Below are 22,311 nucleotides of genomic sequence, written 5' to 3'. Positions count from 1 at the left end.
ATCTAATTACCCTGTATAAAAAAGAAAACGTTAAAGTCGTAAGGAGAGATTGTGAAAGCCTATCAACGTGAGTTTATTGAATTTGCCCTAGAGCGTCAGGTATTGCGATTCGGCGAGTTTACCCTTAAATCGGGCCGTATCAGTCCTTATTTCTTCAATGCGGGTCTCTTCAATACGGGTCGTGATTTAGCACGTTTAGGTCGTTTTTATGCTGCTGCGTTAGTGGACTCAGGCATCGAGTATGACCTGTTATTTGGCCCAGCCTACAAAGGTATTCCAATTGCAACTACCACTGCTGTAGCACTGTGCGAGCACCACGATATTGATATTCCATACTGTTTTAACCGTAAAGAGAAAAAAGATCACGGTGAAGGCGGCAGTTTAGTGGGTAGTGAGCTTAAAGGCCGCGTGATGCTGGTGGACGATGTGATCACCGCAGGGACCGCCATTCGTGAATCGATGGAAATCATCGAAGCGAACAATGCCCAACTAGCAGGCGTGTTAATCGCGCTGGATAGACAGGAAAAGGGCAAGGGTGAACTGTCTGCGATTCAAGAAGTTGAGCGCGATTTTGGTTGTGGCATAGCCGCGATTATCAAACTTGCTGATTTGATCAGCTACTTATCAGAAAAGCCTGGTATGGAAGTGCAATTGGCGGCCGTTAGCCAGTATCGCGAGCAATATGGTATTGAGGCTTAATCGCCTCACTTTACTGTAGAGTTGCCAAGTCAACTAATTAATGTTTGATTTAATTAGATAAACGCTGCGATTCATCAGAATGGCAGCGTTTTTTTATGCTTGACTGAAATCTCAGAACAAAAGCTCAAATTTTATTTGGACTGGTGTAAAAACTCGGCGCGGGTAGCTGGGTTGGATTTGAAAACTCCGCCTAATGCCGTTGTAGTGGTGGAGCTAGTGGAGTCCATCACGCCGCGGGATTTCACGCAGTAATGCACCGCATCCATTTTAACGGCCACGTCTTTGGTTTCGAGCAGGGTTTGCAGCGCAACCAATACTTGCTGAGTTAACCGTTCCTGCACCTGCGGGCGCTGGGCAAAGAATCGCACGATACGATTAATCTTCGACAGGCCGATGATTTTGGTGCGAGGCAAATAGGCGATAGTTGCGGTGCCATCGATAGTGACGAGGTGATGCTCACAGGTGCTCGTCAGGCTGATATCTTGGACACGCACCATTTCATCGAAGCCCATTTTATTATCGATAACGGTGATTTTAGGGAAGTTTTCGTAGTCTAAGCCTGAGAAAATCTCATCAACATACATTTTGGCGATGCGGCGCGGCGTGTCGACAAGACTGTCGTCCGAAAGATCCAATGACATTAACGTCAGAATTTCTTTCATATGGTGCTCAATCTTGACCTTGCGTTCCTCTGGGGTATACACGCTAGGTAGCATTGGGGTTTCCAGTCCGCGCTCTAAAAGGGCGGCTTGTACTTTTACTGCTGCTTCACTTAATGCCATCTTTATCCTCCACTACTCGAGTAGCGGTTATCACCGAAACCTAGCACCTAAAACCAAGGAAAGCCAGGGTATACCTCATGCCATTTCTGCCTAGGACAGGCCAAGGCAAGAATAAGGTCGGGGAGGATAGCGCGAATTGCGGATAATTCATACCAAAAATCGCTTGTTAACCCGATGAAAAAGCCGATAGTCCTTATCGGATATCGGCTTAATGAAATTAAAAAATAGCGTTATCTCTAATGGATAACGCTATCTAAGTTGAAACTAAAGTTTGAGATTCGTTTTTAAGAAACTTAGCATTTGATCGTAATACTCTGCTCTATGGTTATCGTTGTAGAAACCATGACCCTCGTTATCCATCACCATTTTTTGATAAGGGTAGTTATGGGCTTTTAGGGCTTTTTCGAGTGATTCGAGTTGTGAAATAGGAACGCGTTTATCATCTCCTCCATGAATTAACAATAATTTTGCCTTGAGTTTACTCACATTGTAACTAGGTGACATTGATTTGAGTAAATCTAGATTATTGCTTAAAGCATCAGTTTGATAGTGTCGCCCTGAGAAAGATTCTGATACATCACTGTCTTTTTTCCAAAGTGGCAAATCATAGACACCTGCAGTGCCTATCGCGCACTTGAATAAGTCTGGCGCAAGTATTGAACTTTGTAGTGCGCTGTAGCCGCCAAAACTACCGCCAGAGATACAAATACGGTCTTTATCGACAAAACCTTGCTCAATGACATATTTGGTTGCATCAATAATGTCATATTGAATGTCTGAGCCCCATTTTTGATAACCTAATTCTTTAAAGTTATCTCCATAGCCTCCAGAGCCTCGGAAGTTAACTTGTAAAACTGCGATACCATGTTGAGCGAGTAATTGATTTTCTGGGTCAAACCCCCACCAATCTCGAACGCCGTGCGGTCCACCATGGGGATTAACGACTAATGGTAGATTTTTTGCCTCTTTACCGTTGGGAAGTGTTAAATAGCCATAAATAGTCTGGCCATCACGATTGGTAAAGCTTATCGGTTTTACTTCAGCCATTTTTTCAGGGTCCAACCAAGCTCGGGTAGATGCAAGGTATGCAAGTTTTAGCTTCTTTGTATCAAAGGTGTAGTAATCGCCTGGATTACGGTCATTGAATGCAACAACTACAAAGGTACTACCATCGCGTGTTTCGCTTACAATTCGAACTTGGTGACCGGGGAGAGCTGCAATAAGGCTTTTTAGCAATTTAGCATGTGAGTCATCATTATCGACAAAGGCATAACTCGGGTGGCCATTTTCAAACTCAACCGCATAGAGTTGCTTATTCGTACCATTAAACCAAAAGCCACTTGGATCGACTACCTTGTCTTGGATAATTTTAGTTTTTTCACCTGTTTCGAGATTTAAACGATAGACAGCTGAGAGAGCAGTACCTTCTCGTCCCTGGGCGAAGATAATGTTTTTGTTATCTGTAAAGGAAATTGGTGTTAGGTCGCTCAAACCGAAATTGAGTTTATCGGTATTAACCCAGTCGCTTCCTTGTCGGTAAAAAAGCTTAGAATTGTTTTTTATATCAGTGCCAGACACAAAGCGAACTTCACCTTCGTGATCAGTCATGAATTGTGCTTGGCCAATCGGTGCAGTTGTAATTCGCTTACGAGTGCCTTTAAAAAGGTCGACGCGATATACATCCTGAAGCAAATCATGATCTAGTTTAGTAGATTCGCTCCAAGGTAAAGCATTAACTAAGATATATTGCTCATCATCAGGTAAGGGATCGAGAATAAATGCAGTAGCTCTTATCGCGGTATTTTTCTTGATGTTTGATCCTGTTTGCTGCCCGGAACTGTCATAACCGAAAAGATAGGTCTGACGCGACCCATCGGCATTCACTGCCATCAACTCACCATAGTATTGAGGAACATCAGTCCAACCTTCAAGGTACACTTTTTCAAAGACCAAGCGCTCGCTACTTGCCCACTGATAATCTCCAACTTGCTCGTTGCCTGCAAAGTAAACGGTATTGATGAGTTTTTTGTTCTGAGCGTTTAACACTACAAGTACATCTTTGCCATCAGCACTTGTAATAGCACTTAAATATTTGCCTGTCGGTGATATTTTAACATTTGAGTATTCACTACCTCGACTAAATAATTGTGCTAGCGACTGATCTTCTGTTGGTGTATTAGCTGCTAATGTAGTTGTAGTAAAAGGTAAGCAAAGCAGAGCTAAAGCAGTCAGTGGAAAACGCTTCATCTGACATCCTTGTATAATTATTGTTAATAAAATGGCGCGAATGTTAATTCAAACAAATCATCTATACAAGATGCAAGCACAATAAAAAAGGACGGTAATTACCGTCCTTTTTTATTAAAAATCATTAGCTTTGCAAAAGCTGGATTTGGATAAAGCGCCACTGCTCATCGAAGTGTTGTGTTGGCTTGAGTTTAAACTCGCTGCGAACAAACTGGGCGATGCGGCCTTCGGCAAAGGCGAGCAGTAGGTTGGCGAGAATCGCTTCTTCGAGGTTGAAGCCTTTGCCCTCGCGCAGGGTTTTTTCCCGCAGAATTTGCTTTAACTGGGTTTCAATTTTGGCAAATAGGGTGCTGATACGACTGCGTAGACGCTCGTTTTCACCTAATAGGGCATCACCGTTTAAGACGCGGGAAATGCCGGGGTTGCGCTCGGCGAAAATCAGCAGCAGTTGCAGCACGAGCTGGCAACGCTTCATAGTGTCTTTTTCATCATCCATGATGATGTTAATGCGTGAGAGTAAAGACTCTTCGATAAATTCGATCAAACCTTCAAACATCCGCGCCTTACTTGGAAAGTGACGATAAAGTGCCGCTTCCGACACGCCAACTTCTGAGGCAAGTTTAGCTGTGGTGATGCGTTGTCCTGGGCTGGTTTCTAGCATTTGCGCGAGGCATTGCAGAATGTGTTCACGACGATTAATTTTTGGGCTTACAGCCATTACAGTATCCTTCGCTCAATAGGGATGGGGCTTATTTGGTACCAGAATGGCCAAATCCACCTTCACCACGGTCTGAGCTGTCGAACTCATCAACGAGTTTGAATTGCGCTTGAATTACAGGAACAAACACCAGTTGTGCCAGACGATCGCCAATTTCTAAGGTAAATGGCGTGTCACCACGGTTCCAACACGACACCATCAATGGGCCTTGATAATCAGAATCAATCAGCCCAACGAGATTACCGAGTACGATGCCATGTTTATGGCCGAGTCCCGAGCGTGGCAGAATAACGGCTGCTAAGCCTGAGTCTGCAACATGGATAGCGATACCCGTTGGGATAAGTTGGGTTTCGCCCGGGGCAATCGTCATGGTGGTATCTATCATGGCACGAAGATCCATACCCGCGCTGCCAGGTGTGGCGTAGGTGGGCAATGGGAACTCGGAGCCGATGCGAGAATCGAGGATCTTTAATTCAATGGGTGTTTTCATCTAGTTATATTTTTCTTTCACTATCAACGAAAGTAGCTGCTGCGCGAGCGTGAGTTTATCGGTTGCAGGGAAGTCTTGATTGCCCTGTGGCCAAAATACCCGTAACGCATTGGCATCGGCGTTAAAGCCAAGGCCGGCAACGGAGACATCGTTTGCGGCGATCATATCCAAATTTTTACGTTTGAGCTTATCGCGGGCATAGGTTTCAACATCATTGGTTTCGGCTGCAAATCCAACCACAAATGGGCGATTCGGCAGGCTCGCAACCGTGGCTAAGATATCAGGATTCCGTACTAGCGCAAGTTGCATTTCTTCACTGGATTTTTTGATCTTACTGCTGGCAACATCGCTAACACGATAATCGGCTACAGCGGCGCAGCCAATAAAAATATCTTTTTTATCAATGATATCCATAACAGCGTTAAGCATGTCTTGGGCGGATTCTACATCGATTCGGTTTACACCCTCTGGGGTGGCTAAATTTACTGGACCTGAGACCAAGGTCACGTCAGCCCCCATATCGGCGGCGGCTTTCGCCAGCGCAAAGCCCATTTTGCCTGAGCTGTGATTAGAGATATAACGCACAGGATCGATAGGTTCGCGGGTCGGGCCTGCAGTAATCAGTACCGACTGGCCTGCTAACGGTTGTATTTCTGTGTCTTTTGCAAAAAATTGAACGGCAAGATCAGCAATATCCAGTGGTTCTAACATACGACCTAGGCCGACTTCACCGCAGGCCTGACTGCCACTGGCTGGCCCCCAAATGGTGTAATCACGGCTAGCAAGGCTAGCTAAATTGGCCTGCGTCGCCACGTTGCGGTACATCTGTTGGTTCATTGCTGGGCAAAGCGCAATCGGTGCTTCGGTGGCAAGGCAAGTCGTGGTAATGAGTTCATCAGCCATTCCCGCATTGATGCGGGCAAGCAAATTCGCCGTGGCAGGGGCGATAATGACTAAGTCTGCCCAGCGTGCGAGCTCAATATGGCCCATGGCGGCTTCTGCGGCTGGGTCGAGCAAGCTTGACGCTACTGGATGGCCAGAGAGGGCTTGCAGGGTCAATGGGGTGATAAATTCCATCGCACTTTGGCTCATGACCACGCGCACATCGAAGCCGCGATCCTTAAGGCGACGCACTAAATCCGCACTTTTATAGGCCGCAATACCGCCACCAATGCCTAATAGGATGTTTTTGGTTATCAGACTCACAGACTTCATCCGAAATTGAATAATTGCTGACTACAATACCATAAAGCCGTAAAAATTCGTGATTATCCCAGTTCAAAAATCTCGACCATACTCTGTAAAGCCAAAATTCAACATACTGACAGGGAGGTGGTATGGCGATTAAGGATTGGCCCGACGGCGAAGGGCCTAGGGATAAGCTATTGCTAAAGGGTGCTGCCCAGCTCACCGATGCTGAATTATTAGCCGTTTTACTCCGTAATGGTCTTTCTGGGCTCAATGCAGTGGATTTAGCTCGCTCGTTAATCCTTGAATTTGGTGGTTTAAGGGGCTTACTTTGCGCATCAAAGCATCAGGTGTGTCGACTTCCGGGCGTTGGACCTGTAAAATACGCGCAGCTTCAGGCCGCGGCTGAATTAGCGAGGCGTGTGGCACAGGAAAACCTGCAGAGAGGTCAGGTTTTGACTAATCCTGATTTAACTCGGGATTATTTAATGAGACAATTAGCTGACCGCTCCTATGAAGTGTTCGCAATTTTGCTGCTGGATAGCCAGCATAGAGTGATTCAATTCGTCGAATTATTCCGCGGAACAATAGATTCAGCCTCAGTGTATCCACGCGAAGTGGTGAGCTTAGTGTTGGAGAAAAAAGCAGCAGCCGTCATAGTGTGTCACAATCATCCGTCTGGTATCGCCGAGCCCAGTCAGGCTGACAGACGAATCACTGAGCGATTAAAAAATGCGTTAGCAACCATAGACGTATCCCTATTGGACCATATGGTTGTTGGTGATCGAGAGATAGTTTCCTTTGCGGAACGAGGCTGGATTAATTAATCTAACGCTTGATCTTACCTCTATGATCGTGTATAAAATGCGCCCTCTTTGTGCCTCGGGCGACGGCCATACGAGGTACATTAATGCTCGAGCGTTAAAATTGTTTTTTGGAGAAGACTGACATGTCAAGAGTATGCCAAGTTACTGGCAAGAAGCCGATGGTTGGTAACAACCGTTCGCACGCAAAAAACGCGACCCGTCGTCGTTTTTTACCTAACCTGCAAAACCACCGTTTCTGGTTAGAAGAAGAAAAACGTTTCGTACAGTTACGTGTATCTACTAAAGGTATCCGTCTGATCGATAAAAAAGGTATCGAAGTTGTTGTTGCTGAACTTCGTGCCCGTGGCGAGAAGGTGTAATAGATCATGGCTAAAGCTAAAGGTAATCGTGAGAAGATCAAATTAGTTTCTACAGCTAAAACTGGTCACTTCTACACAACTGAAAAAAACAAGCGTAACATGCCTGAGAAAATGGAAATCAAAAAATTTGATCCAGTAATTCGTCAGCACGTTATCTACAAAGAAGCTAAAATCAAGTAATTCTTGTTTTCAAGTTTCGAGAAAAGCCCCTTCTAAAGGGGCTTTTTTTTGGCCTTTTTTTAGGTTTTTGATCTTCGTCATCGAGCTGAGATAAATCTGCGCTAACCTCAAATTATCTTCACGCTGCTCTACCGCTAAAAATCTCTGTCATTCCACCTATGAATATTTTGCAAAAATACGCAATTTTAGAGAATAAAACCGCATTTTATTGAGAATAAATTCTTTTAACGTGAATTAAAATGCAATACTATACGCGAGTTTTCGATAATCATTCTTGGCATGCCATTGTGGTATAGCCAACTTAAATATGAGGTGTAAACAACGCGTGCGTACCACTGAACTGGTTGATGGATTTCGCCACTCTGCGCCCTATGTAAACGCCCACAGGGGAAAAACCTTTGTGGTGATGTTGGGTGGAGAGGCTTTAGCTCAAAATCAATTCCGCAGCATTTTGAATGATGTTGCCCTGTTGCACAGTTTAGGCATTAAGGTGGTGTTAGTTTACGGCGCAAGGCCGCAGATAGATGCCGCGTTGGCCGCCAACGGTATTGAACCCGCCTACCACGAAGGTGTACGTATCACGGATGAAGACTCGCTTAAGGTGATTAAGCAGGTCGCTGGCGCATTGCAGTTTGATATTACCGCGCGTTTATCTATGAGTTTAAGCAATACCCCAATGCAGGGCGCGCAAATCAACTTAGTCAGTGGCAACTTTGTGATTGCTCAGCCACTCGGGGTAGATAATGGCGTCGATTTTTGTCTCAGTGGTAGAGTGCGTCGTATCGATGTGCAGGGGTTAAAACGTCAGCTCGATAATCATTGTATTGTGTTGATGGGGCCGATTGCGGCTTCGGTAACGGGTGAGAGCTTTAACCTTACCGCGGAAGAGATTGCGACCCAAGTTGCGATAAAGCTTAAGGCCGATAAGATGATCGGTTTTAGTTCGCAGAACGGAATTCTTGACCGTAATGGCGATGCGATTGCCGAGTTAATGCCAAATGACGCACAATGCATTTTAAATAAGCTCGCCGAGCAGGGGTCAGCCTGCATTGGGACCATGGCGTTTCTTAAGGCCAGTATTGATGCATGCCGTAACGGAGTACCCCGTTGCCATTTGGTTAGTTATTTAGACGATGGTGCGCTGCTACAGGAACTCTTCTCCCGTGAAGGTATTGGTACCCAAATCGTTACCGAAAGCGCTGAGCGTTTGCGCCGCGCATCGATCAGCGATATTGGCGGTATTCTCAATCTTATCCGTCCACTCGAGGAACAAGGCATTCTCGTTCGTCGTAGCCGCGAACAATTGGAGATTGAAATCGAGCAGTTTATGCTAATTGAACGTGACGGCTTGGTGATAGGTTGTGCGGCCTTGTATCCCTTCGAGGAGGATAATGCCGGTGAGTTTGCTTGCCTTGTAGTGCATCCCGATTATCGTGATGCTGACCGTGGTAGCTTACTGCTAAAAAACATCATTGGTCAGGCGCGTAGTCGTGGTTATTCGCGCTTATTTGCGCTGACGACTCGCAGCATTCACTGGTTCCTTGAGCATGGTTTTGTGATTGAAGATGTTGAGGCGCTGCCACAGAAGAAAAAGCAGCTGTATAACTATCAGCGCCGCTCTAAGATCCTCGCCCTCGATCTTTAATTTATTGTTTTAATATTTCTGAATGCCAGCACTTAGCTGGCATTTTTGTTGACATAATATGTCTTTGTTGGCAAATTTATTCTACGCCTCACAAAAGACAGCCAACCATGGTGACTCAATTTTTCGCTCTTGCGCCACTTACGCAAACCTCAATCCTCAGTTTTGTTGTTTTACTCTTAGGCTTAGTCGGCATTCTTTGGATGGTGTGGGCAAAACCTATGCCTAAGGTCGCAAAATCGGCCAGTCTGGGGATTTTGTTGGTGATGCTTTCTGGTTTTGCTTGGGTGTTTTACCAATCCAGCCGCGCTGAAATAGAACTTACTGAAAACGAACTAAAGCTCGATATTCCCTTTTACAAAGTGCAACTAGCACGAACTGATTTGCTTATTGATCAGGCTCGAATTGTTGATTTGAAACAGGATGCTGGGCTAAAACCAAGCTTTAAGACTAACGGTATTGGTATGCCGGGATTTAAATTAGGTTGGTTTAATTTGCACAATAAGGGCAAAGCATTTGTGGCATTGACGGATAGAGCAGAATTGGTGCTGTTGCCAACCACTAAGGGGTATAGCTTGTTGTTATCGGTACCAGAGGGAAAGCGTTTTATTGAGCAACTCCAAAAGTAGTGCCAGAGGCACTGACCTTTGGAGTCACAATTCCAACGGAAACGTCACTCGGCTCAAGCCGATTTACGTTTGTAAGCCATATCAAAGGTGAACACCAGTAGCGCACACCAGATAAAGCCGAAGGTGATGCTTTTCTCGATATCGAAGGGCTCATTAAAGAGTGTAATAGCGAGGATAAACATAATACTTGGGCCGATATATTGGAAAAACCCCAGTATCGACAGCGGAATACGCACCGCAGCTCCGGCGAAACACAACAATGGAATCGTGGTCACAATCCCTGCGGCAATTAACATTAGGTTTAACTGCCAATCGTTGGTCGCCATATTGGCACTCGCGGTATCTAAGGTGCTCAGTAGATAAATTAATGCTACTGGCATAAGGATCGCCGTTTCGATTAATAGCCCCGATTTGGCATCCACATTGACCTTTTTGCGCATTAACGCATAGGCCCCAAAAGTGCCGGCTAGCGCGAGAGAAACGATTGGGATTGAGCCAAACGAAATTAATTGGATCACAACGCCAGCACTTGCCAGCGCGACTGCAAACCATTGCAGCTTACGCAATCTTTCCCCTAAAAACACCATCCCAAGTAATACGTTTAATAATGGATTGATAAAGTAACCAAGACTAGCATCGAGCAGATGATCGTTATTCACTGCCCAGATAAAAATCAACCAGTTAGCGGCGATGATGATGGACGTTAGGCATAACACTAGCAGTTGTTTTGGTTGCTTTAATACTTGGCGAACTTTTTCGAATCCTCCAATAAACAGCATGATGATCACCATAAACACGAATGACCAAATCACGCGGTGCAGTAGTATTTCGGTGGGGGAAACTTGATGGATCAGTTTGAAATATAAGGGTGCGACTCCCCACATACAGTAGGCACTGATGGCGAGGAGTATTCCCTTACGGTATTCATTCTCTGGCATGGGCTTCTTCAAAGGACAACAAAACGGCGATTGTAGGTGTGTCCGATGGTTGACTCAAGCGTTGAACTAATGAGATTTCGTTACAGGATATCTCAGAGTGTGATTGATAGGGTTAGTCTCTTGCTAACATGCTCATTACCCATGTGTTTTATCTTTATGGATTAAACAAAGAATTTAACCGACCATGTAAGTGCCCGTGCCGAAGGCGATGTGTGTTCCCTGCTCGTTATGTAATTCCATCCGGCAAACTGAAACTCGGTTACCGGCACGGATGACGCTTCCTGTCCCCGTAAATACTAAACCGCGACCAGGGCGAAGATAATCGACCCGCATATCGATAGTGCCTAGGGTCTGTAGTCGTTGTTGTAACTCTTCTGTCGTCCAGTCTTCGCGACTGGCCACCAATCCAGCAAAGGCGGTGAGGCCGCCGACCACATCGAGCACTGTTGCTGTGACACCACCATGGAGGATCTGCTGATGTATATTGCCAATGAGTTCAGGTTTCATTTCGACCACCACTTCCACACCGTCGATGTCATAGCGTTTAATGCGTAATCCCATTAAGTTATGGAAGGGAACGTGTTGGTCAAAGATTTCGGCGACACGTTGGATTACGTCGGTTTGAATGCTTGTGGTCATGTTCATCTTCTCTGTTTTTATTATTTTGGACTGCGCGTTAAATAAGGTCTATCGGCGCCTGTAGAGTATTTAATCTACAGTGAAGCGAAGTGCGAATGCAACCAAAGGCATTTGTTCACATTTCGGATGCAACATTAGAGGGATGACATTTTGGCGCAAGACAGGAGCTGCTTAGTCCTTTAGAATAAGCCGCTCACGATAGGCGCCTTCACTTTTTGAATAGAAGATCCATGGACTCCCAGGTACCCGACATATACGATGATCCACTCGCCCAATGCCTTGCACAGGTATTTGGCTACCGTGAATTTAGAGACGGTCAGCGTGAGGTGATTGAGCGTGTTTGTCAGGGGCAGGATTGTCTCGTGATCATGCCAACGGGTGGTGGTAAGAGTCTGTGTTATCAATTGCCTGCGCTGCTGATGAATGGCGTGACTATTGTCGTGTCGCCATTGATTTCATTGATGAAAGATCAGGTCGACAGTCTACTGCAAACCGGTGTCGCTGCGGCCTATCTCAATTCTTCTTTGCCCCGCGAGCAGAGCCTAGAAGTACTAAGGCAACTCCATCGCGGCGAGCTTAAATTGCTCTACGTTTCGCCTGAGCGATTGTTAACCCCAGATTTTATCGAGCGGATGCGCTCGTTGCCCTTAGCGATGTTTGCCATCGATGAAGCCCACTGTATCAGTCAATGGGGCCATGATTTTCGCCCTGAATATGCCGCCCTTGGTCAATTAAAACAACTGTTTCCCCATGTGCCTATGATGGCGCTTACGGCAACTGCAGATCAGGCAACGAGACAGAATATTTGCGAGCGTTTGCAGATTGAACCCTATCGGCTGTTATCGAGTTTTGATAGGCCTAACATTCGCTATACGGTTGCCGAAAAACTCAATGCAGCGAATCAATTACGCCAGTTTTTACTGCAGCAGAAGGGCAGTAGTGGGGTGATTTATTGCAGTAGTCGCCGCCGTGTCGATGAGGTGGCTGAGCGTTTAACCCTGCAAGGATTTTATGCCAAGGCCTATCATGCAGGTATGACGCCAGAAGAGCGCGGCGACGTGCAGGATAGTTTTCTTAAGGATCAAATCGATATTGTGGTCGCTACCGTTGCCTTTGGCATGGGGATCAACAAATCTAACGTTCGCTTTGTGGTGCATTACGATATTCCTAAGAGTATTGAAGCTTACTATCAAGAAACGGGGCGTGCAGGGCGTGATGGACTCGATGCCGAAGCCTTTATGTTGTTTGACCCCGCCGATATCGGCAGGGTGCGACATCTAATTGAACAATCTGAACCTGGGCCACAACAGCAAGTGGAATTCCATAAGCTCAATACCATGGCGGCCTTTGCAGAGGCGCAAACTTGTCGCCGTCAGGTTTTACTGCATTATTTTGATGAAAGTGCGCTTGAGCCCTGTGGTAACTGTGATATCTGCCTCGACCCACCAAAGCGTTATAACGGTACTGAGGATGCGCAAAAGGTGCTGTCCTGTATTTATCGTTTGGGGCAACGATTTGGTATTAATCATTTGATTGAAGTGCTTAGGGGGTCAAAGGCGGCATCCGTCGTTGACCGAGGCCACGATAAACTCAGTACTTGGGGCATAGGTAAAGAAAAAAGTCACGAGCATTGGCTGAGTGTGATTCGCCAACTGATCCATTTGGGGCTAGCGAGTCAGGATGTGACACGGGGCTCATCGATAGTCTTGAATCCGTCCGCACGTCCTATTTTAAAGGGCGAGGTTGCACTCATGCTGGCCGAACCGCGGATCCAATTGACTGAAATTAAGCGTAAGCCTACCACGGCAAGGGCGCCGCTAAATTACGACCGTAAGTTGTTTGCCCGCTTAAAAACATTGAGACGCACTATTGCTGAGGAGCAGGACGTTCCACCCTATTTGGTGTTTAACGATGCGACATTAGCCGAAATGGCGGCCATGATGCCTACCAGTGCTGGGGAGATGCTCGCCGTTAACGGCGTCGGCGAGCGTAAGCTGAGTCGTTTTGGTAATGATTTTCTGGATGAGATCGAGGCCTATTTGGCAGGTGAATAGTGATTATGTGGTTCACTGTCCTTAAGCTTGGCTAACTGATTAACGCTGGCTCGCTTGATTAAGGATTCCAAAGTATCAAACTGCTGCATGACCGCGATGCCAAAACTGACCTTATCCCCACTTTGCCACGCTTTAACAATAGGACTTAGTTGTTCGACAACTTTTTGCGCTCCTTGGCCTGAAGTGTATGGCAGCACAATCACAATTTCATCCATGGAATAACGCAGTAATCTATCCTGTTCTCGTAACTTGTGTTGTAAGTCATCGAGCAACGGTGACACATCCACTTGCCGTACTTGCGCGGCATTTAATAGTAAAATGGCCAGCGGATAAAACCCCTGTTTGGCGCTATGCAGGGTGAGTTCTAACTGTTGCAACGGTGGTAAAGATTGTACGTTAAGATCATCAGTACTTGTCCGGTAATTCTGTCTATCAATAAAGTACCAAATCGCACCACCAAGTAAGAATAAGCCAACTAAAAACAAGCTGCTGTAAGCCCAGTCAAAGCCAAATTCTTTGCGCTCAGTATTGTGTGGCGCCATATTTTCATTCGTTGTTTGCTGTATTCCCTGTTGATGTAGACGAGCCTTAAATTGTAACAGCCTTGTATTATTAATGGCCTCATTGGCCAGCTCTGTTGCATGGTAGCGTTTGTCTAAAAATGTATAGGCTTGCTTAAAGTCATCATGAGTCACGTAATAATCACTCATAATCTTATAAAACCATTTCAAATCAGTGTATTGTTTAAGGTCTTCCCCTTGCTCAATAGCCGAGTTCATTAGACTTAAGGCTTCTTGGTCTCTGTGCTGTGCGAAACGAATTTGTGCAAGCAACCGTGTCGAACGCATCATCGCCGCTCTTTGATTTTGCATTTTAAAGGTATTGATACTTATAGAGATATACTCCTCTGCTGTATCAATATTACCTTTATCTAATGCGATTGAGGCAAGAATGGCATAGCTATAGGCAAGTTCTAAAGGAGAGCCAATTTCAGGCAATAATTCTTTCGATTTTTTCTCGAGTTGGTCGCTGTATTCTCGCTCATTATTGTCAAATGCTATTCGAGCGGCGTTACGTAACAATACATGCATTACTTTACCCTTGGCATCCGGAGCGCGTAGGGCCAGATTGGTGTAATACATGGCTTGGGGCATGTCATTGGTCGCATAGAGTAAATTACCCATGGCGGCATAAATATAGGCCTGAGAAGGGGCAAACCAGTTTTGTGTTTGGTTTTTAATTTCAGGATACAGATCGATGGCAATGCGCAAATCTTCGATTGAAGAAGAGAAGTTTTCGGTATCGGTATCGAGTTGACCACGCAGTCTGAGCGCGTCAATTAACGCCTGTGGTTGTTGATATCTTCTGGAGAGATTTATCGCTGAATCGAGCAGGGGCAATGCGTTTCGAATGTTATCATAATTGATATTAGCATCGGCCTGACAATTTAAAAAATAGGGTCTAGCCTGATCCAGTTTAAGCTGTTTGGCGCTAGCGTCACCTAATTGAGCTAGGTTAATGGCGGCTTCATTTTCACCGAGCTGCAGCAGGTTTTGACACTTTAAAATTTTAAGGCGTAATTTATCAATATCACTCGTATTTTCAGATTGTTGCTGCTTTTCTAAAAGTGCAATCTGTTCCTGAGCTTTGCTGGGATATTGGTAGATGAGTTCGGATAGGGCATCTAATCGATCATTAGCACTCGCCACTGCGGGGATAAGCCACAACATCAGACTCAGCGCCAAGACGCGAAGATCCATTTCTTACTCCATATATGACTAATATAAATCCATAAAAGCGGGCAAGGATTATAACTTGTCCAAATCCATTTTGCATAAATCACGACTCATTTCTTAATAACTTATCTTAGTTCATGTCGTGCAGATCACAGTAACAATTGCGGACAATTGATGAACTTATCATCGGCTGTACGATTTTAAGGCGAAATATTCCGTCATTTTGCTAGGTGATATCGCTGATCATGAAAAAAATTTGGGTTGACAGTCTGAGTTAATCAAGTTAATTATTGAACATCACATTACCGATGCATTGAATAAATATTTACTAGAAATGAATATGAATGGCCGCAAACTCGACCTCCTTCTCCTCACTCTCGCGCCAAAAACGCGGAGGTCTTAGTGTTGCACGCTCGGTAAACCAGCAAAACACTCATAAACCCCGCACCAATGTTGCGGGGTTTTTTGTATCTGAATACGGCAAAAGTTACTAAATGAACGGCGACGTTCCACGGAGATGCGAAATGTCAAACAGAGTCATTATATTTGATACCACCTTACGCGATGGCGAGCAGGCCTTAGCGGCCAGTTTGTCGGTCAAAGAAAAGTTACAAATTGCCATGGCGCTGGAACGTCTGGGCGTGGATGTGATGGAGGTGGGTTTCCCGGTATCGTCACCTGGCGATTTCGAGTCAGTGCAGACCATCGCCCGCACTATCAAAAATAGCCGTGTCTGCGCCCTGTCCCGCGCACTAGAAAAGGACATCGATGCTGCCGCACAGGCATTGTCGGTCGCCGAACAGTTCCGTATTCACACTTTTATTTCGACTTCGACCATTCACGTCGAAAGCAAGTTAAAACGCTCCTTCGATCAAGTGTTGGAGATGGCGGTTGGTGCTGTGAAGTATGCTCGTCGCTTTACCGATGATGTTGAATTCTCCTGCGAAGATGCGGGTCGCACACCGATTGATAACCTGTGCCGCATGGTTGAGGCTGCGATTAAGGCAGGTGCCCGTACCATTAATATCCCTGACACTGTGGGTTACACAGTACCAAGCGAATTTGGCGGCATTATTCAAACCCTGTTTAACCGTGTTCCCAATATCGACCAAGCCATTATCTCGGTTCACTGCCATGATGACTTGGGTCTGTCGGTCGCCAACTCCATTACTGCTTTGCAACATGGAGCCCGTCAAATCGAATGTACTATGAACGGTATCGGCGAGCGTGCTGGTAACTGTTCATTAGAAGAGATCGCCATGATTTTAGCGACTCGCAAAAACATGTTGGGTCTGGAAACAGGCATCAACGCTAAGGAAATCCATCGCACTTCTAATCTGGTTAGCCAGTTATGCAATATGCCAATTCAGTCGAATAAGGCGATTGTGGGCGCGAATGCCTTTACCCATTCATCGGGCATCCATCAGGATGGCATGTTAAAGGCGCAAAACACCTACGAAATCATGACCCCGGAAAGCATTGGCTTGAATCGTAATAATCTGAATATGACCTCCCGTTCTGGCCGCCATGTGATTAAGCACCGCATGGAAGAAATGGGCTACAGCGAGCAAAATTACAACTTAGATGCCCTGTATGAGCAGTTTTTAAAACTGGCCGATAAAAAAGGTCAAGTATTCGACTATGACCTAGAAGCCTTAGCTTTTATGGAAGCACAGGCGGCGGAAGATAACTTCTATCAATTACAGCAGTTAGTCGTGCAGTCCGATTCGACCGAAGGTGTCGCGACGGCAACTGTGCGCATCGATGTGGGCGGTGTCATTAAAACCGAAGCAGCGACTGGTAATGGTCCCGTAGATGCCGCCTATAACGCGATTGCCCGAGCAACTGACCGTCGAATCGACATCATCAGCTACAAGTTAGGTGCCAAAGGTGTGGGTCAAGACGCATTAGGTCAAGTGGATATTACCGCAGTATACCACGACACAAATTTTCATGGTGTTGGCCTCGCCACCGACGTGGTCGAGGCATCGGCCCGTGCATTAGTGCACGTGATGAACTTAACCTGCCGCGCTGACAAGGTGGCAGATTACAAACAGAGCATGCAAAAGAGTAAAGAACTTGGCGGCGTTTAGTCCAAGGACGAGCAAACACAACAGAATCGAGCAGGGTATTCATTAAAGGAGTTAGCTGTCGTATGAGTTATCAAATTGCAGTATTAGCAGGGGATGGTATTGGGCCAGAGGTGATGGCTGAGGCGCGTAAGGTATTGCGTGCAGTTGAGACCCGTTTTGGGTTGAGTATTGAATACACTGAATACGATGTGGGTGGTATCGCCATCGATAATCACGGTTGTCCTTTACCTGAAGCAACCCTCAAGGGTTGTGAAGCGGCCGATGCGATTCTCTTTGGCTCTGTTGGCGGCCCTAAATGGGAAAAGCTGCCGCCAAATGAGCAGCCAGAGCGTGGTGCCTTACTGCCATTGCGTGGGCACTTCGAACTGTTCTGTAACCTACGCCCTGCTAAATTGCATGATGGTTTAGAGCATATGTCGCCACTGCGTAGCGATATTTCTGCTCGCGGTTTCGATGTGCTATGTGTCCGTGAGTTAACCGGCGGTATTTACTTTGGTAAGCCAAAGGGGCGCCAAGGCGAAGGCGAAAATGAAGAAGCCTTCGATACCATGCGCTATAGCCGTCGTGAAATTGCCCGCATCGCTCGCATCGCCTTTGAAGCCGCTCGTGGTCGCCGTAAAAAAGTCACCTCAGTCGATAAGGCAAACGTGTTGGCCTGTTCAGTTCTGTGGCGTCAAGTCGTCGAAGAAGTGGCGGTTGATTTCCCCGATGTTGAGCTGGAGCATATCTATATCGACAACGCAACCATGCAGTTACTGCGTCGCCCCGATGAATTCGACGTGATGCTGTGCTCTAACCTGTTTGGAGACATCATCTCCGATGAACTTGCCATGTTAACGGGTTCTATGGGCCTATTGTCTTCTGCAAGTATGAATAGCACGGGGTTTGGTTTGTTTGAACCCGCTGGCGGCAGTGCGCCGGATATTGCGGGTAAAGGGATTGCCAACCCAGTTGCACAAATTTTGTCAGCGGCACTGATGTTGCGCTATAGCCTAAAGCAAGAAGACGCGGCGAGTGCAATAGAGCGAGCTGTCAGTAAGGCGCTTACTTCGGGCTATTTAACTGGTGAGCTATTAAGTAGCGATCAGCGCCATTTAGCGAAAACGACAGCTCAAATGGGCGACTTTATCGCCGACGCAGTTAAGGCAGGTGTGTAATGACTTCTTCAAAAACGAATATCCCTAGAACCCTGTATCAAAAAGTGTGGGATGCCCATGTGGTCGCCGTACCCGATGGTGAAGCGCCAATCATTTATGTTGATAGACACTTAGTCCATGAGGTGACATCGCCTCAAGCCTTTAGTGGCTTAAAGGTGGCCGGCCGTCAATTACGCGCGCCGGAAAAAACATTTGCCACTATGGATCACAACACCTCGACCCGCAGCGCCAGTTTAGATGCCCTAAGCCCAATGGCACGAACGCAAGTCGAAACGCTTGCGCAAAATTGCAAAGACTTTGGTATACGTTTATATGACATTCATCATCCTAATCAAGGGATTGTGCATGTTATGGGGCCCGAACTTGGCATTACTCTGCCCGGTACTGTTATTGTTTGTGGTGACTCACACACGGCGACACATGGGGCTTTTGGTGCTCTGGCCTTTGGTATTGGCACCTCAGAAGTTGAGCATGTGCTGGCGACCCAAACCCTGCGCCAATTAAAAGCTAAAACCATGAAAATTGAAGTGCGTGGCCATGTCACCGATGGCGTAACCGCCAAAGATATCGTATTAGCGATTATCGGTAAGATTGGGATGGATGGTGGTACGGGGTATGTCGTTGAATTTGCCGGTGAAGCGATTGAAGCGCTGTCGATGGAAGGTCGAATGACCGTCTGCAACATGGCGATTGAAATGGGCGCTAAGGCGGGCATGGTGGCTCCAGATCAAACTACCTTCGATTATTTAGAAGGGCGTGAATTTGCACCTAAGGGAGCGGATTGGGCAGAAGCCGTCGACGCTTGGAAGGCTCTGAAAACTGACGATGGCGCTGAGTTTGATGCGGTTGTGGTGTTAGATGCTGCCGATATTGCGCCGCAGCTGACTTGGGGCACTAACCCTGGACAAGTAGTGGCTATCGATGCCCCTGTGCCAAACCCCGCCGACGAAACCAATCCAACGGTGCGCGCCAGTATGGAAAAGGCATTGGAATATATTGGCTTAAATGCAGGCACGCCGATGACCGATGTATCTATTAACAAAGTCTTTATCGGCTCTTGCACTAACTCGCGTATTGAAGATTTACGCAGCGCCGCGAAACAGGCAAAAGGTCGCAAGGTGGCTTCGGGCGTCACGGCTATCGTTGTGCCAGGTTCTGGCTTGGTGAAGGCGCAGGCTGAGGCAGAAGGTTTAGATAAAATCTTTATCGATGCGGGATTTGAGTGGCGTTTACCTGGCTGTTCTATGTGTTTGGCGATGAACGATGACAGATTAGAAGCTGGCGATCGCTGTGCCTCGACCAGTAACCGTAACTTCGAAGGTCGCCAAGGGCGCGGTAGTCGCACTCACTTGGTGAGTCCTGCGATGGCCGCAGCAGCGGCAATTGCCGGTCATTTTGTCGATATCCGTAAACCTTACTAACCGTTATCCCAGGAGAAAAGTTAATGCAACCTTTTACTAGCCATACCGGGCTTGCGGTCATGATCGACAGCGCCAACATCGATACCGATCAAATTATTCCAAAGCAGTTTTTATCTAAGGTCACCCGCGATGGATTTGGCGTGCACCTATTCCACGACTGGCGTTATTTAGATGAAGCAGGTGACGTGCCAAACCCTGAGTTTACACTAAATAAACCTCGCTTTAGTGGTGCTACCATTCTGCTGGCACAGGAAAATTTTGGTTGCGGATCGAGCCGTGAGCACGCCCCTTGGGCGCTGGCAGATTTTGGTCTGCGTGCCATCATTGCCCCAAGCTTTGCGGATATTTTTTACGGTAACTCAATTAATAACGGCCTTTTACCTGTAAAGCTTAAAGCCCATGAGGTACGTCAGTTAATTAATGAAGTTGAGGTGCAGGAAGGGGCGCGGATTACCGTCGATTTAACCGCTTGCAAGGTGACGTCCCCAACGGGCGCCGAGTTCAGTTTTACACTGGCTGAATCGGCACGCCATAAGCTGCTTAACGGCTTAGATGCGATTGGATTGACCCTGTCGCACGATGCCAAGATAAGCGCTTACGAGTCGCAGATCCCGAGTTGGCGCAGTTAAACATTCAGCGAACAGTTGTACCTAAACTTTAATTAATCTTTAACGCCTAGTGTAAAAAGCTAGGCTTTTTTGTTATTAAATAATGTTTGAGTATGTATAAGTTTCTGTATTTACTCAATATTGTTTTTGTGCTCCGAGGAAATCACTGCATCTTGAAATGTAATAGTGATTTATGCTGCACTTTTTATTCTTTTATAGCTTACGGTTGTTTTTAGAGTAAACAATCTATAATGACTTGTATTTTCAATGGTTTTACTGTGTTTGCATGGTTTGTAAAATGCGAATTAGTCACAGCAAATTCGAATTTTTTGCTAATAAGGCATGGTTATCAACCTTCTTAATTAATTTAAATGTAAGTATTTTTGCTATTTTTAGTGTTTTATTCTGTTTTTTGTCGTGCTGTTGCAAACCTCTATTGTCTGAGTAAACTGCGCCGCTGGTTAATTGGGTAATACCCAAGTTACTGGCTACCCTAGTATTTGGGCAGGGTGGACGAAATAACAACAAAATATTTGAGAATAACAATGCAAAAACGTCTTCTGACTTTAGCCGTATCGGCTGCTTTACTCGCAACAACGACTCAGGTTCAAGCTGCAGGCTTTCAATTAGCCGAATACTCGGCGACAGGGCTTGGTCGTGCCTTTGCCGGTGAAGCGGCTATCGCCGACAATGCGTCGGCACAGGGGCGTAATCCTGCTATGTTGACGTATCTCGAAGGGCGCCAAATTTCTACAGGCGGTATTTATATTATGCCAAATGTGAATGTTGAAGGTGATGTAGGTATCAGCTCTGCATTACTCGGTGCCGAACCTGTCACTATCAATGGTGATGGTCTCGATATGGCAGGTGACGCTTTAGTCCCTAACTTCTATTATTCGAATCAGTTAAATGATTTCTGGACATGGGGTCTGGCGCTCAATTCAAACTATGGTTTAGCAACCGATCTACCGAGCACCCATCCAGCAGCCATTTTTGGTAATAAAACTTCAGTCACCACGGTGGAGCTTAATCCAAGTATTGCTTATCGTGTGAATGACCAGATTAGTGTTGGCGGTGGTTTCCGTTTTGTTTATGGCGAGGGTGAGGTTGCTGCCTCATTACCGGGTTGGATTGAAGCCGTGCGCCCTGGTCTGCCTGCACAGGTTGCGGGTATTTTACCGCCTGCGGGTACAGAGCTGAAAAGCATGGAAGGTGATGATTTTGGTTATGGCTGGCAGTTTGGTACTAGCTGGCAAATCAACCCTAGTCACCGTCTCGGTTTTGCCTACCACAGTAGCGTAAAACTGGAATTGGATGGTCATGTATCGGGTGTGGTTTACGATGGCGGCGCAGATACCCACATTAAAGGTTACATCCCGCTAGAATTACCTGCCTTTGCTGAATTAGCTTCGCATCATCAACTGACCGACAACTGGTCTATGCACGCAAGTGTTAACTGGACCGATTGGAGTGTATTTGACCAATTGGTGGCTTACTTCCCTGGCGATGTTAAACCTACCGGAGACATTGAGTCGGATCTGGTTAAAGAAGAACACTTTAAGGATAACTGGCGTTTTGCCTTAGGCACGACTTATCAGTTAAATAACGCACTGAGCATGCGGGCAGGTGTTGCCTTAGATAAAACGGCCGCGACAGATGAGTGGCGCTCGACGACTATTCCTGATTCAGACCGTCTGTGGTTATCAATTGGGGCGGGTTATCAAGCCTCTGAAAACTTAACTATTGATCTCGCTTTGACCTATATTAGAGCAACTGGTGATGCGCCAATCAATGAAAAGCAAAATCTGTTGAATCTAGCGACCATCAGCTTCGATGGTGAAGCGACAGGCGATGTATGGATGACAGGTCTGCAGCTAAGCTACAAAATGTAATTTGCATTTAGG

At 46.3% G+C, this 22,311-nt stretch carries 20 protein-coding genes; 12 read left to right on the top strand and 8 right to left on the bottom strand.

Going from position 1 to position 22,311, the window contains the following annotated elements; translation table 11 throughout:
* Positions 1 to 51 precede the first annotated feature (51 nt).
* A complete protein-coding gene (gene pyrE / locus K0H61_RS16005) occupies positions 52 to 699 on the top strand; it encodes an orotate phosphoribosyltransferase (protein WP_220050459.1) in 648 nt (215 codons plus the stop codon).
* Between the two features lie 131 nt (positions 700 to 830).
* Here the strand turns inward: pyrE and folE are convergent, their stop codons facing one another.
* The 5 genes from folE to coaBC all read right to left on the bottom strand — a co-directional run bounded on the left by folE (position 831) and on the right by coaBC (position 6,151).
* Positions 831 to 1,481 (bottom strand): GTP cyclohydrolase I FolE, encoded by a 651-nt coding sequence (folE, locus tag K0H61_RS16000; RefSeq protein ID WP_220050458.1) that lies wholly within the window; start codon positions 1,479 to 1,481, stop codon positions 831 to 833.
* A gap of 264 nt (positions 1,482 to 1,745) precedes the next feature.
* Positions 1,746 to 3,728: an alpha/beta hydrolase family protein gene (locus K0H61_RS15995; protein ID WP_220050457.1), complete on the bottom strand. Its 1,983-nt coding sequence runs from the start codon at positions 3,726 to 3,728 to the stop codon at positions 1,746 to 1,748.
* A 124-nt stretch (positions 3,729 to 3,852) separates the two neighbouring features.
* Complete coding sequence (slmA, locus tag K0H61_RS15990) at positions 3,853 to 4,446, bottom strand: nucleoid occlusion factor SlmA (protein ID WP_220050456.1); 594 nt, start codon at positions 4,444 to 4,446, stop codon at positions 3,853 to 3,855.
* A 31-nt stretch (positions 4,447 to 4,477) separates the two neighbouring features.
* Positions 4,478 to 4,936 (bottom strand): dUTP diphosphatase, encoded by a 459-nt coding sequence (gene dut / locus K0H61_RS15985; RefSeq protein WP_220050455.1) that lies wholly within the window; start codon positions 4,934 to 4,936, stop codon positions 4,478 to 4,480.
* The gene (gene coaBC / locus K0H61_RS15980; protein WP_220050454.1) at positions 4,937 to 6,151 is read right to left on the bottom strand and encodes a bifunctional phosphopantothenoylcysteine decarboxylase/phosphopantothenate--cysteine ligase CoaBC; all 1,215 of its coding nucleotides are present in this window, start codon (positions 6,149 to 6,151) and stop codon (positions 4,937 to 4,939) included. It lies immediately after the preceding gene.
* A 122-nt stretch (positions 6,152 to 6,273) separates the two neighbouring features.
* On the opposite strand from coaBC, the gene radC reads away from it, so the two are divergent.
* The 5 genes from radC to K0H61_RS15955 all read left to right on the top strand — a co-directional run bounded on the left by radC (position 6,274) and on the right by K0H61_RS15955 (position 9,761).
* Positions 6,274 to 6,951 carry a RadC family protein gene (gene radC, locus K0H61_RS15975; RefSeq protein ID WP_220050453.1) on the top strand — a complete coding sequence of 226 codons (678 nt, stop codon included), beginning with the start codon at positions 6,274 to 6,276 and terminating at the stop codon, positions 6,949 to 6,951.
* Positions 6,952 to 7,073: 122 nt separating this feature from the next.
* Positions 7,074 to 7,310, top strand: coding sequence for a 50S ribosomal protein L28 (gene rpmB, locus K0H61_RS15970; protein ID WP_006079870.1), 237 nt, complete (start codon positions 7,074 to 7,076; stop codon positions 7,308 to 7,310).
* 6 nt (positions 7,311 to 7,316) lie between these two features.
* On the top strand, positions 7,317 to 7,490 hold the full coding sequence (rpmG, locus tag K0H61_RS15965; RefSeq protein WP_006079871.1) for a 50S ribosomal protein L33: 174 nt from the start codon (positions 7,317 to 7,319) through the stop codon (positions 7,488 to 7,490).
* A 325-nt stretch (positions 7,491 to 7,815) separates the two neighbouring features.
* The gene (argA, locus tag K0H61_RS15960) at positions 7,816 to 9,135 is read left to right on the top strand and encodes an amino-acid N-acetyltransferase (protein WP_220050452.1); all 1,320 of its coding nucleotides are present in this window, start codon (positions 7,816 to 7,818) and stop codon (positions 9,133 to 9,135) included.
* A gap of 107 nt (positions 9,136 to 9,242) precedes the next feature.
* A complete protein-coding gene (locus K0H61_RS15955) occupies positions 9,243 to 9,761 on the top strand; it encodes a PH domain-containing protein (protein WP_220050451.1) in 519 nt (172 codons plus the stop codon).
* Positions 9,762 to 9,814: 53 nt separating this feature from the next.
* On the opposite strand, the gene rarD is transcribed toward K0H61_RS15955, so the two are convergent.
* Entirely contained in the window at positions 9,815 to 10,699 is an 885-nt protein-coding gene (rarD, locus tag K0H61_RS15950; RefSeq protein ID WP_220050450.1) for an EamA family transporter RarD, read from the bottom strand.
* A 174-nt stretch (positions 10,700 to 10,873) separates the two neighbouring features.
* A complete protein-coding gene (locus tag K0H61_RS15945) occupies positions 10,874 to 11,338 on the bottom strand; it encodes a thioesterase family protein (RefSeq protein WP_220050449.1) in 465 nt (154 codons plus the stop codon).
* Positions 11,339 to 11,568: 230 nt separating this feature from the next.
* Between K0H61_RS15945 and recQ the strand changes: the two genes are divergently transcribed.
* Positions 11,569 to 13,392, top strand: a complete 1,824-nt coding sequence (recQ, locus tag K0H61_RS15940; protein WP_220050448.1) for a DNA helicase RecQ — start codon at positions 11,569 to 11,571, stop codon at positions 13,390 to 13,392.
* Here the strand turns inward: recQ and K0H61_RS15935 are convergent.
* Positions 13,374 to 15,152: a diguanylate cyclase domain-containing protein gene (locus K0H61_RS15935; protein ID WP_220050447.1), complete on the bottom strand. Its 1,779-nt coding sequence runs from the start codon at positions 15,150 to 15,152 to the stop codon at positions 13,374 to 13,376. The two genes, recQ and K0H61_RS15935, sit on opposite strands and share 19 nt — an antisense overlap.
* A gap of 500 nt (positions 15,153 to 15,652) precedes the next feature.
* Between K0H61_RS15935 and leuA the strand changes: the two genes are divergently transcribed.
* The 5 genes from leuA to K0H61_RS15910 all read left to right on the top strand — a co-directional run bounded on the left by leuA (position 15,653) and on the right by K0H61_RS15910 (position 22,299).
* Positions 15,653 to 17,221 (top strand): 2-isopropylmalate synthase, encoded by a 1,569-nt coding sequence (leuA, locus tag K0H61_RS15930; protein WP_220050446.1) that lies wholly within the window; start codon positions 15,653 to 15,655, stop codon positions 17,219 to 17,221.
* Positions 17,222 to 17,283: 62 nt separating this feature from the next.
* Positions 17,284 to 18,378 (top strand): 3-isopropylmalate dehydrogenase, encoded by a 1,095-nt coding sequence (leuB, locus tag K0H61_RS15925; protein WP_220050445.1) that lies wholly within the window; start codon positions 17,284 to 17,286, stop codon positions 18,376 to 18,378.
* A gap of 20 nt (positions 18,379 to 18,398) precedes the next feature.
* Complete coding sequence (gene leuC, locus K0H61_RS15920) at positions 18,399 to 19,799, top strand: 3-isopropylmalate dehydratase large subunit (RefSeq protein ID WP_220052769.1); 1,401 nt, start codon at positions 18,399 to 18,401, stop codon at positions 19,797 to 19,799.
* Between the two features lie 23 nt (positions 19,800 to 19,822).
* Positions 19,823 to 20,428 (top strand): 3-isopropylmalate dehydratase small subunit, encoded by a 606-nt coding sequence (leuD, locus tag K0H61_RS15915; RefSeq protein ID WP_220050444.1) that lies wholly within the window; start codon positions 19,823 to 19,825, stop codon positions 20,426 to 20,428.
* Between the two features lie 524 nt (positions 20,429 to 20,952).
* Positions 20,953 to 22,299 carry an outer membrane protein transport protein gene (locus K0H61_RS15910; protein WP_220050443.1) on the top strand — a complete coding sequence of 449 codons (1,347 nt, stop codon included), beginning with the start codon at positions 20,953 to 20,955 and terminating at the stop codon, positions 22,297 to 22,299.
* Positions 22,300 to 22,311 lie beyond the last annotated feature (12 nt).

The sequence above is a fragment of the Shewanella acanthi genome (assembly GCF_019457475.1).
GTDB lineage: Bacteria > Pseudomonadota > Gammaproteobacteria > Enterobacterales > Shewanellaceae > Shewanella > Shewanella acanthi.
Note: the sequence above shows the minus strand (reverse complement) of the source record. Positions and strands in the feature narration are given on the sequence as shown.

Excerpts from the sequence above, each read along its gene's own strand:
- folE (WP_220050458.1), bottom strand. The coding sequence starts at position 1,481 with ATGGCATTAAGTGAAGCAGCAGTAAAAGTACAAGCCGCCCTTTTAGAG.
- K0H61_RS15995 (WP_220050457.1), bottom strand. The coding sequence starts at position 3,728 with ATGAAGCGTTTTCCACTGACTGCTTTAGCTCTGCTTTGCTTACCTTTT.
- slmA (WP_220050456.1), bottom strand. The coding sequence starts at position 4,446 with ATGGCTGTAAGCCCAAAAATTAATCGTCGTGAACACATTCTGCAATGC.
- dut (WP_220050455.1), bottom strand. The coding sequence starts at position 4,936 with ATGAAAACACCCATTGAATTAAAGATCCTCGATTCTCGCATCGGCTCC.
- coaBC (WP_220050454.1), bottom strand. The coding sequence starts at position 6,151 with ATGAAGTCTGTGAGTCTGATAACCAAAAACATCCTATTAGGCATTGGT.
- radC (WP_220050453.1), top strand. The coding sequence starts at position 6,274 with ATGGCGATTAAGGATTGGCCCGACGGCGAAGGGCCTAGGGATAAGCTA.
- rpmB (WP_006079870.1), top strand. The coding sequence starts at position 7,074 with ATGTCAAGAGTATGCCAAGTTACTGGCAAGAAGCCGATGGTTGGTAAC.
- rpmG (WP_006079871.1), top strand. The coding sequence starts at position 7,317 with ATGGCTAAAGCTAAAGGTAATCGTGAGAAGATCAAATTAGTTTCTACA.
- K0H61_RS15955 (WP_220050451.1), top strand. The coding sequence starts at position 9,243 with ATGGTGACTCAATTTTTCGCTCTTGCGCCACTTACGCAAACCTCAATC.
- rarD (WP_220050450.1), bottom strand. The coding sequence starts at position 10,699 with ATGCCAGAGAATGAATACCGTAAGGGAATACTCCTCGCCATCAGTGCC.
- K0H61_RS15945 (WP_220050449.1), bottom strand. The coding sequence starts at position 11,338 with ATGACCACAAGCATTCAAACCGACGTAATCCAACGTGTCGCCGAAATC.
- recQ (WP_220050448.1), top strand. The coding sequence starts at position 11,569 with ATGGACTCCCAGGTACCCGACATATACGATGATCCACTCGCCCAATGC.
- K0H61_RS15935 (WP_220050447.1), bottom strand. The coding sequence starts at position 15,152 with ATGGATCTTCGCGTCTTGGCGCTGAGTCTGATGTTGTGGCTTATCCCC.
- leuA (WP_220050446.1), top strand. The coding sequence starts at position 15,653 with ATGTCAAACAGAGTCATTATATTTGATACCACCTTACGCGATGGCGAG.
- leuB (WP_220050445.1), top strand. The coding sequence starts at position 17,284 with ATGAGTTATCAAATTGCAGTATTAGCAGGGGATGGTATTGGGCCAGAG.
- leuD (WP_220050444.1), top strand. The coding sequence starts at position 19,823 with ATGCAACCTTTTACTAGCCATACCGGGCTTGCGGTCATGATCGACAGC.
- K0H61_RS15910 (WP_220050443.1), top strand. The coding sequence starts at position 20,953 with ATGCAAAAACGTCTTCTGACTTTAGCCGTATCGGCTGCTTTACTCGCA.